The sequence below is a fragment of the Citrobacter sp. CF971 genome, from assembly GCF_006385635.1.
Classification (GTDB): domain Bacteria; phylum Pseudomonadota; class Gammaproteobacteria; order Enterobacterales; family Enterobacteriaceae; genus Citrobacter; species Citrobacter freundii.
The window spans coordinates 4,221,373-4,237,600 of the sequence record NZ_CP041051.1 but is presented as its reverse complement, the minus strand read 5'-3'; the positions used below and the strand labels follow the sequence as shown (position 1 = coordinate 4,237,600).

The 16,228-nt window shown below is 54.6% G+C and carries 17 protein-coding genes; 3 read left to right on the top strand and 14 right to left on the bottom strand.

All coding sequences use genetic code 11. The features are described 5' to 3' along the window. Nucleotides 1-113: 113 nt before the first annotated feature. From rpoD to rpsU, 3 genes are all read right to left on the bottom strand, one after another. Nucleotides 114-1,961, bottom strand: a complete 1,848-nt coding sequence (gene rpoD / locus E6P06_RS23980; protein WP_003024699.1) for an RNA polymerase sigma factor RpoD — start codon at nt 1,959-1,961, stop codon at nt 114-116. 359 nt (nt 1,962-2,320) lie between these two features. Then, nucleotides 2,321-4,066, bottom strand: a complete 1,746-nt coding sequence (gene dnaG, locus E6P06_RS23975; RefSeq protein WP_003024697.1) for a DNA primase — start codon at nt 4,064-4,066, stop codon at nt 2,321-2,323. A gap of 237 nt (nt 4,067-4,303) precedes the next feature. Next, nucleotides 4,304-4,519: a 30S ribosomal protein S21 gene (gene rpsU, locus E6P06_RS23970; RefSeq protein WP_001144069.1), complete on the bottom strand. Its 216-nt coding sequence runs from the start codon at nt 4,517-4,519 to the stop codon at nt 4,304-4,306. A gap of 236 nt (nt 4,520-4,755) precedes the next feature. Here rpsU and tsaD point away from each other — a divergent pair, with 236 nt between their 5' ends. Further along, nucleotides 4,756-5,769, top strand: a complete 1,014-nt coding sequence (gene tsaD, locus E6P06_RS23965) for a tRNA (adenosine(37)-N6)-threonylcarbamoyltransferase complex transferase subunit TsaD (protein WP_003024694.1) — start codon at nt 4,756-4,758, stop codon at nt 5,767-5,769. Nucleotides 5,770-5,806: 37 nt separating this feature from the next. Here tsaD and ureG read toward each other — a convergent pair whose 3' ends face one another. The 10 genes from ureG to ttdA form a co-directional block, all read right to left on the bottom strand. Then, nucleotides 5,807-6,424, bottom strand: coding sequence for an urease accessory protein UreG (ureG, locus tag E6P06_RS23960; RefSeq protein ID WP_003024692.1), 618 nt, complete (start codon nt 6,422-6,424; stop codon nt 5,807-5,809). 9 nt (nt 6,425-6,433) lie between these two features. Next, a complete protein-coding gene (locus E6P06_RS23955; protein ID WP_044713686.1) occupies nt 6,434-7,105 on the bottom strand; it encodes an urease accessory protein UreF in 672 nt (223 codons plus the stop codon). Next, the gene (gene ureE, locus E6P06_RS23950) at nt 7,105-7,563 is read right to left on the bottom strand and encodes an urease accessory protein UreE (RefSeq protein WP_003024684.1); all 459 of its coding nucleotides are present in this window, start codon (nt 7,561-7,563) and stop codon (nt 7,105-7,107) included. Before ureE ends, E6P06_RS23955 begins: the two co-directional genes overlap by 1 nt. A 9-nt stretch (nt 7,564-7,572) precedes the next feature. Next, nucleotides 7,573-9,276: an urease subunit alpha gene (gene ureC, locus E6P06_RS23945; RefSeq protein WP_139935796.1), complete on the bottom strand. Its 1,704-nt coding sequence runs from the start codon at nt 9,274-9,276 to the stop codon at nt 7,573-7,575. Further along, on the bottom strand, nt 9,269-9,589 hold the full coding sequence (locus E6P06_RS23940) for an urease subunit beta (RefSeq protein WP_016150999.1): 321 nt from the start codon (nt 9,587-9,589) through the stop codon (nt 9,269-9,271). Before E6P06_RS23940 ends, ureC begins: the two co-directional genes overlap by 8 nt. Nucleotides 9,590-9,598: 9 nt before the next feature. After that, the gene (locus E6P06_RS23935) at nt 9,599-9,901 is read right to left on the bottom strand and encodes an urease subunit gamma (protein WP_003024678.1); all 303 of its coding nucleotides are present in this window, start codon (nt 9,899-9,901) and stop codon (nt 9,599-9,601) included. Nucleotides 9,902-9,911: 10 nt separating this feature from the next. After that, nucleotides 9,912-10,736, bottom strand: coding sequence for an urease accessory protein UreD (locus E6P06_RS23930; RefSeq protein WP_199996004.1), 825 nt, complete (start codon nt 10,734-10,736; stop codon nt 9,912-9,914). Between the two features lie 121 nt (nt 10,737-10,857). Continuing rightward, nucleotides 10,858-12,321: an anion permease gene (locus E6P06_RS23925; RefSeq protein WP_044713690.1), complete on the bottom strand. Its 1,464-nt coding sequence runs from the start codon at nt 12,319-12,321 to the stop codon at nt 10,858-10,860. Between the two features lie 48 nt (nt 12,322-12,369). Next, nucleotides 12,370-12,975 carry a L(+)-tartrate dehydratase subunit beta gene (gene ttdB / locus E6P06_RS23920; protein WP_032937359.1) on the bottom strand — a complete coding sequence of 202 codons (606 nt, stop codon included), beginning with the start codon at nt 12,973-12,975 and terminating at the stop codon, nt 12,370-12,372. Beyond that, nucleotides 12,972-13,880, bottom strand: a complete 909-nt coding sequence (ttdA, locus tag E6P06_RS23915) for a L(+)-tartrate dehydratase subunit alpha (RefSeq protein ID WP_016150995.1) — start codon at nt 13,878-13,880, stop codon at nt 12,972-12,974. Before ttdA ends, ttdB begins: the two co-directional genes overlap by 4 nt. Before the next feature lie 212 nt (nt 13,881-14,092). Here ttdA and E6P06_RS23910 point away from each other — a divergent pair, with 212 nt between their 5' ends. Further along, on the top strand, nt 14,093-15,034 hold the full coding sequence (locus E6P06_RS23910) for a LysR family transcriptional regulator (RefSeq protein ID WP_016150994.1): 942 nt from the start codon (nt 14,093-14,095) through the stop codon (nt 15,032-15,034). Between the two features lie 31 nt (nt 15,035-15,065). Here E6P06_RS23910 and plsY read toward each other — a convergent pair whose 3' ends face one another. Continuing rightward, nucleotides 15,066-15,683, bottom strand: coding sequence for a glycerol-3-phosphate 1-O-acyltransferase PlsY (gene plsY / locus E6P06_RS23905; protein WP_003024662.1), 618 nt, complete (start codon nt 15,681-15,683; stop codon nt 15,066-15,068). A gap of 106 nt (nt 15,684-15,789) precedes the next feature. On the opposite strand from plsY, the gene folB reads away from it, so the two are divergent. Further along, on the top strand, nt 15,790-16,158 hold the full coding sequence (gene folB / locus E6P06_RS23900) for a bifunctional dihydroneopterin aldolase/7,8-dihydroneopterin epimerase (protein ID WP_003838117.1): 369 nt from the start codon (nt 15,790-15,792) through the stop codon (nt 16,156-16,158). Nucleotides 16,159-16,228: the final 70 nt, after the last annotated feature.

Sequence of the window (16,228 nt, the reverse complement as noted above, 5' to 3'; positions counted from 1 at the left end):
TAAATATCATTTACAATTGCATGTGTAGGCAATGCCCCCTACCAATTTTTGTACACTGCGGAAAATCCCAAAAAAAAAGCTCCCCGGAGGGAGCTTCTTAATAACAGAAACGATTAATCGTCGAGGAAGCTACGCAGTACTTCAGAGCGGCTCGGGTGGCGCAGTTTACGCAGCGCTTTCGCTTCGATCTGACGGATACGTTCACGGGTAACGTCGAACTGTTTACCGACTTCTTCCAGCGTGTGGTCGGTGTTCATATCGATACCGAAACGCATACGCAGAACTTTCGCTTCACGGGCGGTCAGGCCAGCCAGAACGTCGTGCGTTGCGGCACGCAGGCTCTCGGTGGTCGCAGAGTCCAGCGGCAGCTCGAGGGTGGTATCCTCGATGAAATCACCCAGATGCGAATCTTCATCGTCGCCGATCGGCGTTTCCATGGAGATAGGCTCTTTAGCGATCTTCAGCACTTTACGGATCTTGTCTTCCGGCATCAGCATGCGTTCAGCCAGTTCTTCCGGCGTAGGCTCGCGGCCCATCTCTTGCAGCATCTGACGGGAGATACGGTTGAGCTTGTTGATAGTCTCAATCATATGTACCGGGATACGGATGGTACGTGCCTGATCCGCGATCGAACGGGTGATCGCCTGACGGATCCACCAGGTTGCATAGGTGGAGAACTTGTAACCACGACGGTATTCAAACTTATCAACCGCTTTCATCAGACCGATGTTACCTTCCTGAATCAGATCCAGGAACTGCAGGCCACGGTTGGTGTATTTTTTAGCGATAGAGATAACCAGACGTAAGTTCGCTTCAACCATCTCTTTTTTCGCACGGCGGGCTTTCGCTTCACCGATGGACATGCGACGGTTGATATCTTTAACCTGCTCGATGGTCAGGCCGGTTTCTTCTTCAATCTGCTGCAGTTTCTGCAGGCCGCGGTGAACGTCATCTGCCACATCGTGCAGTTTTTCAGACCACGGTTTGTTCATCGCGATTGCCGCGTTGAACCAGGTTTCGCTGGTTTCGTTGCCAGTGAACAGGGTGATGAAGTTTTTCTTCGGCATTTTGCACTGCTCAACGCAGAGCTTCATGATCAGACGTTCCTGAGTACGCACACGGTCCATCATGACGCGCATGCTGTTTACCAGGTAGTCGAACTGCTTCGGCACCAGGCGGAACTGTTTGAACACTTCGGACAGCTTCTGAATTTCTTCCTGCGCGGCAGCATGGCTGCGGCCTTTCGCTTTGATGGTGTCACGAGTGATTTCGTACTGAGTACGCAGTTCACCGAATTTTTCACGCGCTAACTCAGGGTCGATGCTGTTGTCGTCATCGCTGCTGTCGTCGTCGCCATCTTCTTCATCTTCGTCTTCATCGTCATCCATCTCTTCCTGAGAGAGTTCAGAACCGACGTGGGTCGCCGTGGGCGCCATGTCTTCTTCCGCGTTTGGATCGACAAAGCCAGTGATCAGATCGGAAAGACGTGCTTCTTCAGCTTCTACGCGATCGTACTGCTCAAGCAGGTAGGTGATAGCTTCCGGGTATTCGGCAACGGAGCATTGAACCTGGTTAATCCCGTCTTCGATGCGTTTAGCGATGTCGATTTCGCCTTCGCGGGTTAACAGTTCAACGGTACCCATTTCACGCATGTACATGCGGACCGGGTCAGTTGTACGACCGATTTCGGACTCAACGCTGGACAGAACCTGGGCAGCCGCTTCTTCCGCGTCTTCATCGGTGCTGTTGGAGGTTTCAGCAAGCAGCAGATCATCGGCATCAGGTGCTTCTTCCATCACCTGAATACCCATGTCATTGATCATTTGGATGATGTCTTCGATTTGATCTGAATCGACGATATCTTCCGGCAGATGGTCATTGACCTCGGCATAGGTCAGATAGCCTTGCTCCTTACCACGTTGGACAAGAAGCTTCAGCTGTGACTGCGGGTTTTGCTCCATAAGACGGTATCCACACTTAATTCGTTTGATTGGTGTTGGGCGGTAAAACCGCCAACGGCAAAACGAGGGCATACTTATATTTTGCCGCTGCCTCTCCGTGCGGCTGTCGGGGGCTTCCCGATCGATATTCGGCAGTTAAGCCGTTAAATACTTCATCTTTCACGTTGTCTCTGCGTTAGCTGCGTTCGTTACTCGGCTCATCCTGAGCCTCGCCCCTTACGGGGCCGCCGCAAGCAGCGTTCAAATCCGCTCCCGGCGGATTTGTCATCCTGGTCATGTACTTATGTACACTCCCAGGCGTTCGTTCACTTGCTGCCTTGATACAACGCGAATGATTTTGTCTTTGTTTTGTCTTTCTCTTATTTCTTGGCCAGTTCCTGGTTCAGCGTCCAGAGTTCCCGGCGTTCTTCGCTGCTTAAACCGTGTGTGCGCTCACGAGCTATCAACTCTTCCTGGCGCAGTTCAAGCATCGAATCAAACATATGGTTGAGTGAGTCGGTGAAGGTTTTTTCTGCGATATCTTTATCTGCTATATCGTCCCACATCGACAGTTTTTCAAGGGTCGCAGCATCATTTGTGCCACGATAGTGTTCTAAAAGTTGCCCGGTGGTCAGACCTGGCTGAGCCAGACAAGTGTTGACCAGTTCTCTGAATAAGCCAAGTCCAGGCAGCTTATTGCTATCCAGTGCCCCTAACGGTGGAACCAGCGGGGCGAGCTCCGGGTTCTGCACCAGCAACCCTATAAGTATACGCATGGTCGTACGTTTTAGCTGTGGAACAGGGCGGGAAGCCCCATTTTCTGCCAGTTTTGGCATTAAACGTTCAAGCTGGCTGTCATCCAGAATGCCGAGCTTGTTTCCCAACTCCTGTCGCAGGTAAATGCGCAACGTTTCGCCTGGTACTTGAGTAATCAGCGGTAATGCCAGCGTGCTGAGCTGTGCGCGTCCGTCTGGGGTACTCAAATCCACCTGCGGCAACAGGCTGTTAAATAAAAACGCAGAGAGCGGCAGCGCCTGCTCCATCCGCGCTTCAAAGGCCTCTTTCCCTTCTTTGCGCACTAGCGTATCGGGATCTTCGCCGTCAGGTAAAAACATAAAGCGTAGCTGGCGTCCGTCTGTCATATAGGGCAGTGCGGTTTCCAGCGCGCGCCATGCTGCGTCGCGTCCGGCACGGTCGCCGTCGTAACAGCAAATTACGTTGTTCGTCGCGCGGAACAACAGTTGGATGTGATCGGCGGTGGTTGACGTCCCAAGGGATGCCACGGCGTAGTTAATGCCGTATTGCGCCAGCGCCACCACATCCATATAGCCTTCTACCACTAACAGGCGCTGTGGATCGGCGTTATCCTGCTGGGCTTCATAAAGACCATACAGCTGGCGACCTTTATGGAAAATATCGGTTTCCGGGGAGTTCAGATACTTCGGCAGGGCATCGCCCAGCACGCGTCCACCAAAACCAATGACCCGACCACGTTTGTCGCGGATGGGGAACATCACCCGTTCGCGGAAGCGATCGTAACTGCGTCCCTGATCGTTGGTGACCAACATCCCCGCATCAACCAGCGATTTGCGATTTTCAGCATTGCCGCCAAACCGTTTCAGGACGTTGTCCCAGCCGGGGGGCGCAAAACCAATAGCAAAACGGGTGATAACGTCGCTACTTAATCCTCGCTTTTCCAGGTACTGGCGCGCAGGGGTAGCGGCGGGTTGCATCAAAGACTGTTGATAAAAAGTGTTCAGGCCATCCATCAATTGATAAAGGCTTTGCCGTTGATGGCGCTCTATCTGACTGGGGCCACTGCCTGCTTCATAGGGCACTTCAAGGTTGTGCATTGCGGCCAGTTCTTCGACGGTTTCCACAAACTCGAGCTTGTCGTAGTTCATGAGAAAGTCGACGGCGTTGCCATGCGCGCCACACCCAAAGCAGTGATAAAACTGTTTTTCACCGTTTACGGTGAAAGAGGGGGTTTTTTCGTTATGGAACGGACAGCACGCGTGATAATTTTTGCCCTGCTTTTTCAGCTTTACCCGCGCGTCGATGAGATCGACGATGTCGGTTCTTGCCAGCAGGTCATTGATAAAAACGCGAGGAATTCGTCCAGCCATAAGCCCCTGTTTTTTGATGACTCATATACACAAAATCATTCAGGATGCATCAAGGCGGCAAGGAAGCGAATCCTCAGGAGCGTACAGCAGTACGTGTCTGGGGTGAGCGACTGCAGCCAACACTGAGGCAGCTTGAATGATGACGTGTATAAACGAAAATAAGCCGCGCATTCCTTCCGGAAGCACGGCCTTACAACTACAACTCAGTCTGAATTGAGAGCTTTGGCTCTCAATAGATTAGTACAGACGAGTACGGCGTGCGTTTTCGCGAGCCAGTTTCTTCGCGTGACGTTTCACAGCAGAAGCTTTAGCGCGCTTACGTTCGGTAGTCGGTTTTTCATAGAACTCACGACGACGAACTTCCGCCAGAACACCTGCTTTTTCGCATGAACGCTTGAAGCGACGCAGTGCTACGTCGAACGGCTCGTTTTCACGTACTTTAATTACCGGCATGTAACTCTCACCTTTAATAAATTCGGTTTGCCGCTGGCATCAACGCCAGCTTATTTCAAAATGGTGCGGAATTTTACTGCAATTGCTGCTGCTTTGTAAAGCACCGACGCGATTTTGAAAGGGACTTTTATAAGGACAAGGAGTATACACGAGCGGAACTCCTGGGGCGAACAAAGTTTTACATCAACCCGCATTGGTCCTACACTGCGCGGTAATAGAGCGAGGTAAAACAAGTCATGCGTGTACTGGGTATTGAAACATCCTGCGATGAAACCGGCATCGCCATTTACGACGATGAAAAAGGTCTTTTAGCCAACCAATTGTATAGTCAGGTGAAATTACACGCTGACTACGGCGGCGTAGTGCCAGAACTGGCCTCGCGCGATCACGTACGTAAAACCGTACCGCTGATCCAGGCCGCGCTGAAAGAGGCGGGACTGACGGCAAAAGAGATTGATGCGGTGGCGTATACCGCAGGTCCTGGTTTGGTTGGCGCGCTGCTGGTTGGCGCAACCGTAGGACGTTCGCTGGCGTTCGCCTGGGGCGTACCAGCAATTCCTGTGCACCACATGGAGGGTCATCTGCTGGCGCCGATGCTGGAAGATAATCCGCCTGCTTTTCCGTTCGTCGCGCTGCTGGTTTCTGGCGGTCACACGCAGCTGATTAGCGTCACCGGTATCGGTCAGTATGAATTACTCGGCGAATCGATTGATGATGCTGCTGGCGAAGCGTTCGACAAAACCGCCAAGCTGCTGGGGCTGGATTATCCTGGCGGTCCAATGTTGTCAAAGCTGGCCTCGCAAGGCGTTGAAAAACGTTTTGTCTTCCCGCGCCCGATGACCGATCGTCCGGGGCTGGATTTCAGCTTCTCCGGGCTGAAAACCTTTGCCGCGAATACCATTCGTAATAACGAAAATGACGATCAGACGCGCGCAGATATCGCCCGTGCCTTTGAAGATGCGGTAGTTGATACGCTGATGATCAAGTGCAAACGCGCGCTGGATCAAACCGGTTTTAAACGTCTGGTGATGGCGGGGGGCGTGAGCGCGAACCGTACGCTGCGCGCAAAACTGGCCGAGATGATGCAAAAACGTCGTGGCGAAGTATTTTACGCGCGTCCGGAATTTTGTACCGACAACGGGGCGATGATCGCCTACGCGGGCATGGTGCGTTTTAAAGCGGGCGCAACGGCGGATCTTGGCGTAACCGTGCGCCCACGCTGGCCGCTGGCGGAATTACCGGCGGCGTGATTTTTTGCCCGGTGGCGCAATGTTACCGGGCAAGACGCTACATCCGCAGCATTCCTTTCTCTTCCAGAAACGCGATAATTTTTTCCAGACCCTCTCCGGATTTTAAATTGCTGAACGTCCATGGACGCTCCCCGCGCATACGCAGGGTATCGCGTTCCATCACCTCCAGCGAGGCGCCGACGTAAGGGGCCAGATCGGTTTTATTGATAACCAGAAAATCGGATTTAGTGATCCCCGGCCCTCCCTTACGCGGGATCTTCTCGCCTTCGGCAACGTCGATCACATAGATCGTCAGATCCGCTAATTCCGGACTAAAGGTGGCGCTCAGGTTATCGCCACCGCTTTCCACAAAAATCAGATCCAGATTGCCGAATTTCTCGCTCAGCGCCTCTACGGCAGCCAGATTCATCGACGCATCTTCGCGGATGGCGGTATGTGGGCAGCCGCCGGTTTCCACACCGACGATCCTGTCTGGCTCCAGTGCGCCCGCCTCGGTGAGAATGCGCTGATCTTCTTTGGTGTAGATATCGTTGGTGACTACCGCCAGTTGATAGCTGCTGCGCATGGATTTGCATAACGCTTCCAGCAGCGCCGTTTTGCCGGAGCCGACCGGGCCGCCAACGCCCACACGCAGGGGATGCTTGTAGTTACTCATTTTTTCTCCTCAGGAGCGGAATAATCGGGAATATTGGGTTTCATGCCGGGCAGACGCGATAGCGGCCAACGGCGTTGCGGAGCCGAGACTGGCGTCAGGCGTCGCCAGCGCCTGTGCCAGACCCTGCGCATAGCGATCGCAGAGCGCAATAATCAAACGCTGGGCCGCCTGTTGTCCAAAAGGAACCAGCTTGACGCCAGCCATCACAGCGCTCTCAATCCAGCTGTAGCCAAGACTTAACGCCAGTTCGGTCAGGGGAATTCTCCAGCGCACGGCCAGCCAGGCCATGCCGCAGAGTTGGCTGTCGGTGAAGAGAGTGCGCCACTCTCGCGAGCAATCCGCCTCCCAGTCGGTGACCAGCCGCGTAAACGCCGCGCCCCGACTGCGTTCTTCATCCCGCAGTTCGCGAGTTTCCCGGCAGGCCAACAGGTAAGCGCTCCAGCGGCGCGCGGCGTCGAGATCGTCCTGCTCGCAGGCGCGATACAGTCTCGCCAGCAGCGGTAGGTCGACGGTAAAAAAGTTCTGCTCCATCTGCTGAATTTGCCAGGCAGAGAAGTCATCGACGCTTTTCACCCAGCCAATCTCCACCGCCCATTCCAGACCCTGGGACCAGGTAAACGACCCCACCGGGAGTGCGCTGCTGGCGAGCTGCATCAGACGCAACTGTTGGGTGTTATGCATCAGTGCGCATGGCCGTGATGATGCCCGTGTGATTCACTGGCATAAGCGCCTGCTTCCGGTTCAAACGGTAGTTGAGCGAACGTCACCTCGAGGTTGAACTGGCGCAGCATGGCGTCCAGCACATGATCGTGGTGGTAGCGCAGTTCATCCGGCAGGATTTGCAGCGGAACGTGGCGATTGCCGAGGTGATAACAGGCTTTGGCGAGTAGGAAAGGATCGGCGCAGCGCACCACGGAAACCGACTCCGGCGCGGCGATCACTTCGATCACCTCGCTGCCATCGTCGGTGGTCAGCAGGTCGCCACCGCGTAACAGCAAACCGCGCGGTAGCATCAGCCCGGCTTCGCGACCGTCGTTCAGCGCCACTCTGGCACGACTTTTTACCCGCATATCAATGGGTAGCGTGACGCTTGCGGTGACGCGGTGAGCGTGGTCAAGGCGTTGGGTCAGGTAGATCATCGTCACTCCTCAAAACAGAAAATAGCGTTGTGCCATCGGCAAAACGTTTGCCGGTTCGCTGGTAATCAGTTCGCCATCAATACGCACCTCGTAGGTCTGAGCATCGACGGTGATATTGGGTTGCAGGTCGTTGTGGATCATGTTGGCCTTTTTCACTGTTCTGCAGCCTTTAACGACGGCGATGGCGCTTTGCAGGTTGAGCTGCTGCACGATGTTTTGCGCATCAGCGGCCTGCGAAATAAAGGTCAGCCGGGTGTGATGCCGTGCTGCGCCAAGTGCGCCGAACATCATGCGGTAATGCACCGGCTGTGGGGTGGGAATAGAGGCATTGATGTCGCCCATCGGCGCACAGACGATCATCCCGCCTTTAACGATCGTCGCCGGTTTTACGCCAAAGAAGGCCGGTGACCACAACACCAGATCGGCCAGTTTGCCAGGTTCAACGGAGCCGACTTCATGGGCGATACCGTGGGTTAGCGCCGGATTGATGGTGTATTTGGCGACGTAACGTTTAACGCGCAGGTTGTCGTTGTCACCGGTTTCTTCTGCCAACGGGCCACGCTGAACCTTCATGCGGTGCGCCACCTGCCAGGTACGCAGGATCACTTCGCCCACGCGCCCCATTGCCTGCGAATCGGACGAGGTCAGGGAAAAGGCGCCAATGTCATGCAGCACATCTTCGGCAGCGATCGTTTCCCGGCGAATGCGTGATTCGGCAAAGGCCACGTCTTCGGCGATATCCGGATCGAGATGGTGGCAAACCATCAGCATGTCGAGATGCTCGTCGATGGTGTTGATGGTATAGGGCAGCGTCGGGTTCGTAGAGGAGGGCAGGATATTCGGATGCGCGCAGGCGGTGATGATATCCGGCGCATGACCGCCGCCCGCGCCTTCGGTGTGAAAAGTATGAATGGTGCGATCGCCAATCGCCGCCAGCGTATCTTCCACGAAACCGGACTCATTGAGCGTGTCGCTGTGCAGCGCGACCTGGATGTCCATTTCGTCGGCCACGGTCAGCGCGCAGTCGATAGCGGCGGGTGTGGCGCCCCAGTCTTCATGGATTTTCAGGCCAATTGCGCCTGCAGTGATTTGCTCGCGCAAGGCGTCAGGATTTGAGCCGTTACCTTTGCCCAGTAAACCGATGTTAACCGGCAACGCGTCCGCCGCCTGCAGCATGCGTGCGATGTACCACGGACCCGGCGTACAGGTGGTGGCGTGAGTGCCCGCGGCCGGACCGGTGCCGCCGCCGATCATCGTCGTCACGCCGGAAACCAGCGCCTCTTGCGCCTGCTGTGGGCAGATCCAGTGAATATGCGTATCCACGCCGCCTGCGGTGACGATCTTGCCTTCCCCGGCGATGACTTCAGTTCCCACGCCTATCGGGATCGTAACGTTGGGCTGAATATCGGGATTACCTGCCTTTCCGATGGCGAAGATCCTGCCGGCTTTGATACCAATATCCGCTTTCACGATCCCCCAGTGATCGACGATCAGCGCGTTGGTTATCACCAGATCCACACATGCATCGGCGCGCATTTGCCCCTGGCCCATGCCGTCGCGGATCACTTTTCCGCCGCCGAATTTGACCTCTTCACCGTAGGTGGTGAAGTCTTTTTCCACTTCGATCCACAGGTCGGTATCCGCCAGGCGCACTTTATCGCCAGTGGTTGGGCCAAACATGTCGGCGTACGCCTGCCGGGAAATGTCACTCATTATCTGCCTCCAGCGCGCCCATCACTTCGCTGCGAAAACCCACGATCCTTTGTGCGCCAGCAACGCGCACCAGTTCGACTTCGCGTTTTTGTCCTGGCTCAAAACGCACCGCTGTGCCCGCAGCAATGTTCAGACGAAAGCCGCGTGCGGCCAGCCTGTCAAAGCGCAGCGCCGGGTTCACTTCGAAAAAGTGATAGTGCGATCCCACCTGGATGGGCCTGTCGCCATGATTTTCCACCACGATCGTGCAGATCTCTCGCCCCTGATTAAGTGCGATACTGCCTTTTACGATCTGATATTCACCTGGGATCATTGTCGCTCCTTAGACGATCGGGTTGTGGACAGTGACCAGCTTCGATCCGTCCGGAAACGTGGCTTCAACCTGAATATCCGGGATCATTTCCGGTACGCCTTCCATCACCTGATCGCGGCGCAGGACGTGACGCCCGTCCTCCATCAGCGCGGCTACAGTTTGCCCGTCGCGCGCCCCTTCCATGATGAAAGCGCTAATCAGCGCCACCGATTCCGGGTAGTTCAGCTTCAGCCCGCGGGCCAGGCGACGTTCCGCCACCAGCGCGGCGGTAAACAGCAACAACTTATCTTTTTCTCTGGGGGTCAGTTCCATAAGGGTTCTCTTAGGTGTGCCAGATTCTCGGTAGTACAGGCGTTTTATGTGTCAGCAGCGGGCGCAAAAATTGCCAGATGTCACGCATAACGCGCTGAACAACCAGGTTGTCGTTAGCAAGAAAACGGATTGTCAGCAGCGAGTCGTTAAGCGTTGCCCCGGCGTAATCGCCAAGCGCCATAAGCCGCTCCCGCGTGCCCTCCAGCATGTGTTCGTTGGCCGGATAACACAGCAACGTGCCGACCCAGGGATGATGCGCGACGCCGCTCAGATTCCCCTCCTGCAATATCAAGCGTTCTATCAGCAGCGGCAGCCCATCTCGCCACACTTCCAGGCGATTTTGCAGCAGGCCGTGGCTGAAAGTTTCCTGCATAACCGGTCGGCCAAGACACAGCAGATCCCAGGCCAGCAGGCGACTTGCGGATGTCAGATGAAAGACGGTCTGAATAGCGGCGTTGGCGCCGGGAAAGAGGATCGTATCCTGCGGCAGCCACTCCAGCGTGGCGTGCGAGGCGAGGGTAAAATGCTGGCGCAGCAACGCTTGTGGCCCTCGACTGCGATAAAACTTGCCCGCGCCGGGCTGGGTGATTAACGCATGGCTGTTTTCGTCGAGCGTGACGGCAATATGGAGCTCATCCCCGCCAACGATCCCCGCAGGTGGATGCAGCAAATAGAGATGGCAGACGTCCCCTTCCGGGTAAAACGGGCGCTGAACCGTCAATGGACCATGATGACGCGCCGAGGCGAGCACCGTTTTGTGCCCGGTGCAGGAAAAATGCAGTTCCAGTTCGGCCTGCCAGCCTCGTGTGAGTGTCTCGTGCGCAACCGTGTCCAGAGCGTTTCCCCTATCAGCATGAGGGTGTTTGCATACAAAAAAGTATGCCTCAGCGCATCGGGAAATCGATCATATGAGAAGCTTATGGATTAAGGGGCGACAATATGCCGCCCAAGGGAGATTACAGTAAAACGAGGGGCATCCAGATCAGACCGGTGATCACCAGCAGCACGAGGAAAATCAGGCCAAAAATAGCGCCGAGTCGCCAGTAATCCACCGTTGGCAAATAACCGCTGCCGTAGTAGATAGGGCTAGGACCGGTGGCGTACGGGGTCAGAATGCTGCCCAGGCCAATGGCGGCGCCGACCATCAGGCAGAAGACCGGTAGCGGGATTTCCGGCATTGCCAGCGCGGCGGCAATCATCATCGGCGCGAGGGCAGAGGTATACGCCGTGGCGCTGGCAAAGAAGTAGCGCAGCAGATAGAACACCACGATCAGCGCCACCATCACCATCATCGGCGAATAGCCGCTCAGTCCTCCCGCCAGCAGCTTGCCGAACCAGGTAATAAAACCGGTGTTATTGAGCCCGGTGGCGAGCGTTATCAGCGAGGCCAGCCAGAAAAAGACGTTCCATGCGGCTTTATTGCTGACGATGTCATCCCAGCTAATGATGCGTAGTACCAGCATCAACGCCACCACGCTGTATCCGACCATTGCGGCGTCAATGTAGTCGCCGCCGAAGATCCACAGCACCAGCGCGCCGACCATCAGTGCCAGCATCTTTTTCTCGCGAGCGCAGAGCGGTCCCATCGCTTTTAGCTCTGTATCCGCCCAACGTGGAACTTGATCGCCGGATTTCAGCACCGGTGGATACAGCAGGTACGCCAGCCACGGCACGATCAGCACCAGTAAAATGCTCAGCGGCAGCATGCCTAAGAACCAGTCGCCCCAGCTTAGCGCCGTGTGGGACGCGCCTTTCATCAGGCCGATCAACAGCAGATTCGGTGCCATCGCCGTTAAGAAAATAGCGCTGGTAACGCAGTCAGCGACAATGCCCATCCACATGATGTACGAGCCAATGGAGCGTGAACTGGCGCTATTGGGCTGCGAGTTATACAGCGGCGGCAGGTTGCGGATAATCGGGTAGATTATTCCGGCTCCGCGCGCGGAGTTGGAAGGAGTGACGGGAGCGAGGATAAGTTCGGAGAACATCACCGCATAGCCGAGAAATAACGTCCGGTGCCCCATCTTTTTCACCAGCATCAGCGCGATTCGCCGACCAAGGCCGGTTTTCTCATAGCCAGTACCAAACATAAAGGCCGCGAAGATCAGCCAGATGACCGAGTTTGAGAATCCAGATACCGCCCACGACAGCGATTTGGCGGTAAATTTAAAACCGTCCTGCGCGAGTTGCTCCGGACTGAACAGCAGCCACGGTGAAAGGACGGCGATGATCGAAATGCCAATCATCGCCACCACCGCGCCCGGTACAGGTTCCAGAATAAGCCCGACAATCACACCGGTAAAGACGGCAAAATAGAGCCAGGTGTGACTCTCAAGACCGGTGGGGACGGGCAGAACAGCAATAATGGCGATGACCACCAGCGGAGCCAGGTATCGCCACCAACCAGCTAAAGGTGCCATTGTTGTATCCCTGCAAAGAGGGAGAGGCGTTACGCCCCTCCGGGAGGGTTATTTGATGTAGTGCACGTGCTCGCAGATTTCTTCGACGATAGGATCGCGACGTTCAGCGAACAGCTTTTTGTTTTCGGCAATCAGGTTATTACCGTGAGTATCGATGGAAACGATCAGCGGGCCGAACTCTTTTACCCGGCATACCCACAGAGATTCCGGCATGCCGAGTTCGGTCCAGTGTACCTCTTCAATTTCTTCAACCTGAGTAGCCGCCACGACTGCACAGCCAGCCGGGAAGATGACGTGCAGCGCTTTGAACTGTTTGCAGCCTTCTTCCGTCAGCGGCCCCATGCCGCCTTTGCCGACCACCAGCTTGACGCCGGTCTGCTCGATAAAGTCTTTCTCAAACGCTTCCATACGCATGCTGGTAGTTGGGCCGACGGAGACCATCTCCCATTTTTCACCGTTCTTACGGACGATCGGGCCCGCATGGAAAATGGCTTTGCCGTTCAGGTCATAAGGAATCGGGCGCTTCAGTTCGATCAGGCGGCGGTGGCAAACGTCACGGCAAGTCACCAGCGTACCGGTCAGGTAAATGACATCGCCAACGCGAATGTCTGCCAGATCTTCGGCTTTGATCGGGGTTGTGAGGATCTTTTTCATAACGCGCTCCGGGTGTGAGACAGGTTTTCGAAGGAGAGGTCGGCATGAACCAACAGCGTGCCGCGACGATGCGCCCAGCAGCCGGTAGAGACGGCAACGCCGATAGTCGACGGGTGGCGCGCGGCGGATTCGATATGTACGCCCATCACTGAGCTATTCCCGGTCAACCCTTGCGGCCCAATGCCCAGACGGTTAAGTCCTTCTTCCAGGCGCAGTTCCAGTTCTGCCGCTTTTGGGTTTGGATGGCGTGATCCGATTGGGCGCAGCACCGCTTTACGAGAAAGCACGGCAGCGGTTTCTACAGAGGTGGCAATACCTACGCCCACCAGCACTGGCGGACAAGCGTTGACTGCCAGCGTGGAGATATTTTCGAAGACAAATTTCACCACGCCTTCGTAGCCTTCAGAAGGCATTAACACTTTCGAGCGCCCCGGCAGCGTACAGCCGCCGCCTGCCATGTAGACTTCGATTTCCGCGTCATCGTTATCAGGGATGATGTCCCATGTGACCCACGGCACACCGGTACCGGTATTTTTTCCGGTATTCACTTCGTCAAAAATCTCAACCGCGTTATGGCGCAGCGGCGCTTTTACCGTGGCATCTTCAACAGCCTGTTTCAGAATGCTTTGCAGTTCGCCAAGTAGCGGAAAACGGGAACCGACCTTCACGAAGAACATAATCTCCCCGGTGTCCTGACAGGCTGGGCGGTTCAGGTCGATAGCTTTCTGCATGTTGTCAAACATGGTGTGGTAGATGATTTTACCCATCGGCGAGGTTTCGCCTTCACGCAGCTGTTTTAATTTATCCACAACATCGTCAGGCATGCGGGTAGAAATCATGGCGGTAAAGTCGGCGACAATGTTCGTCAGCGTAGTTATCGCATGTTGGTTATTTTGATTGCTCATCTTATTAACTCCAGTTCTTTTATTTGTCTGGAAATAAATTCTCCGCCACAAACTACCACTAAAAATGTGGTTTTATATTATTTGGCACTGTGAATATCTAATTAACAGTTCGTGAATGATGTCCAGATAAGGCAATAAAAATTGCGCCAGGGCAGGGTTTAATACGTATGGGAGAATTACACTGCGGTTAATCACATTACGGATTACCGATCATGCTGAATACGTATCCCCTGGCGAAAGACCTACAGGTGCTGGTTGAAATTGTTCATAGCGGCAGCTTTAGCGCCGCCGCTGCGACGCTGGGCCAGACGCCAGCGTTTGTGACGAAGCGCATTCAGATCCTCGAGTCCACGCTAGGGGCTACGTTGCTAAGCCGCTCGGCGCGCGGCGTGGCGCTAACGGAGAGTGGTCAACGTTGCTATGAACACGCGCAGGCGATCCTCGCAGGTTATCAACATCTGGTCGATGACGTTACGCAACTCAAAACGCGTCCGGCAGGGATGATTCGTATCGGCTGTAGCTTTGGTTTTGGGCGCAGTTATATTGCACCGGCAATTACAGAATTGATGCACAGCTATCCTGAATTACAGGTACATTTTGAACTTTACGATCGGCAAATTGATTTGGCGCAGGATAATATCGATTTGGATATTCGTATTAATGATGAAATTCCTGATTATTATATTGCTCATTTGTTAACGAAAAATAAAAGGATATTATGCGCAGCACCGACGTATTTACAAAAATACGGTGAGCCGACGACGTTACAGGAATTAATTCGGCATGATTGTCTGGTCACCAAAGAACGGGATATGACTCACGGGGTGTGGGAACTGGATAACGGTCAGGAGAAAAAGTCGGTTAAGGTGGCGGGACATCTTTCTTCTAACAGCGGTGAGATTGTGCTGCAGTGGGCGCTACAGGGAAAAGGGATCATGCTGCGTTCTGAATGGGACGTACAACCGTTTCTGGCCAGCGGTGAACTGGAGCGGGTGCTGCCGGACTATGCGCAGAGCGCTAATATCTGGGCGGTTTATCAGGAGCCGCTGTATCGCAGCGTGAAGCTTCGCGTGTGCGTGGAGTTTCTGGCGACGTGGTGTCAGAACCGATTAGGCAAACCGGTGGAGGGGTATCACATCCCCGAGGCCGGATAAGACGCCGACGCGTCGCTATCCGACAATAAAATCACTCGGGGTCTTTTTCGCGTTTTTTCTTTAGCTTGGTCCAGATCTTCGGCTCCTGACGACGCCACAGACGCTGAATGTTGTCATGGTGACGAAGCAGAATTAAGCACGACAACATGGACACCGGGAAAGTGAACTGGGGATTGAACCACCAGACGTAAAAAGGGGCGATCAGCGCACTGACGATAGCGCCTAACGACGAATAGCCGCTTAACAGGACGGTTAGTAGCCAGGTTCCGGCCATCACGCCGGTTAAGTCCCAGCCAATCGGCGCAATTGCGCCAAAGGCGGTGGCAACGCCTTTTCCACCTTTAAAGCCGAAAAATACCGGCCAAATGTGTCCCAGACAGGCGGCGATTGCGATCAATCCGAGCCAGAAGGGGCTGACGCCTAGCGCATAGGCACCCCAGACGGGTAACATACCTTTCAGGACGTCGAAAATCAGTACCGCGACGGCGGCTCCCTTGCCACCGATGCGCAGCACGTTTGTCGCGCCCGGATTCCCAGAGCCGCTGTCGCGCGGGTCCGGCAATCCAGCAAGGCGGCATACCAGAATAGCACTGGAAATTGAGCCACAGAGGTACGCGAAGATAATCATTCCAGGCGCGATTGCACTCATAAGCTGTTCCGTTTTGAAAATGTCGTGTAAAACGCTACTTCTGTGGATAATACGCATATTTCGCCGGAAGTGGTATCCGGGTTAGCCAAAAAGCAGGCAGGTCGTGATGGATATTGTATTTATAGAGCAACTTTCTGTAATCACCACTATTGGTGTTTACGACTGGGAACAAACGATCGAACAACGGTTGGTGTTCGATATCGAAATGGCATGGGATAACCGCAAATCAGCTAAAAGCGATGATGTGGCTGATTGCCTGAGCTATGCTGATATTGCTCAAACGGTTGTTAATCATGTGGAAGGTGGGCGTTTTGCGCTGGTAGAACGTGTAGCGGAAGAGGTGGCGGATTTGCTACTTAACCGCTTTAATTCACCGTGGGTGCGGATCAAACTCAGCAAACCTGGCGCGGTAGCCCGTGCGGCAAACGTCGGGGTCGTCATTGAGCGTGGCAATAATCTGAAAGAAAATAATTAATTTAATAATTTCTAAATCAAACGGGTATAAAAGAGTCCTTTCGTCGGCTCTTTTTTGCCGTGTTTTCTCT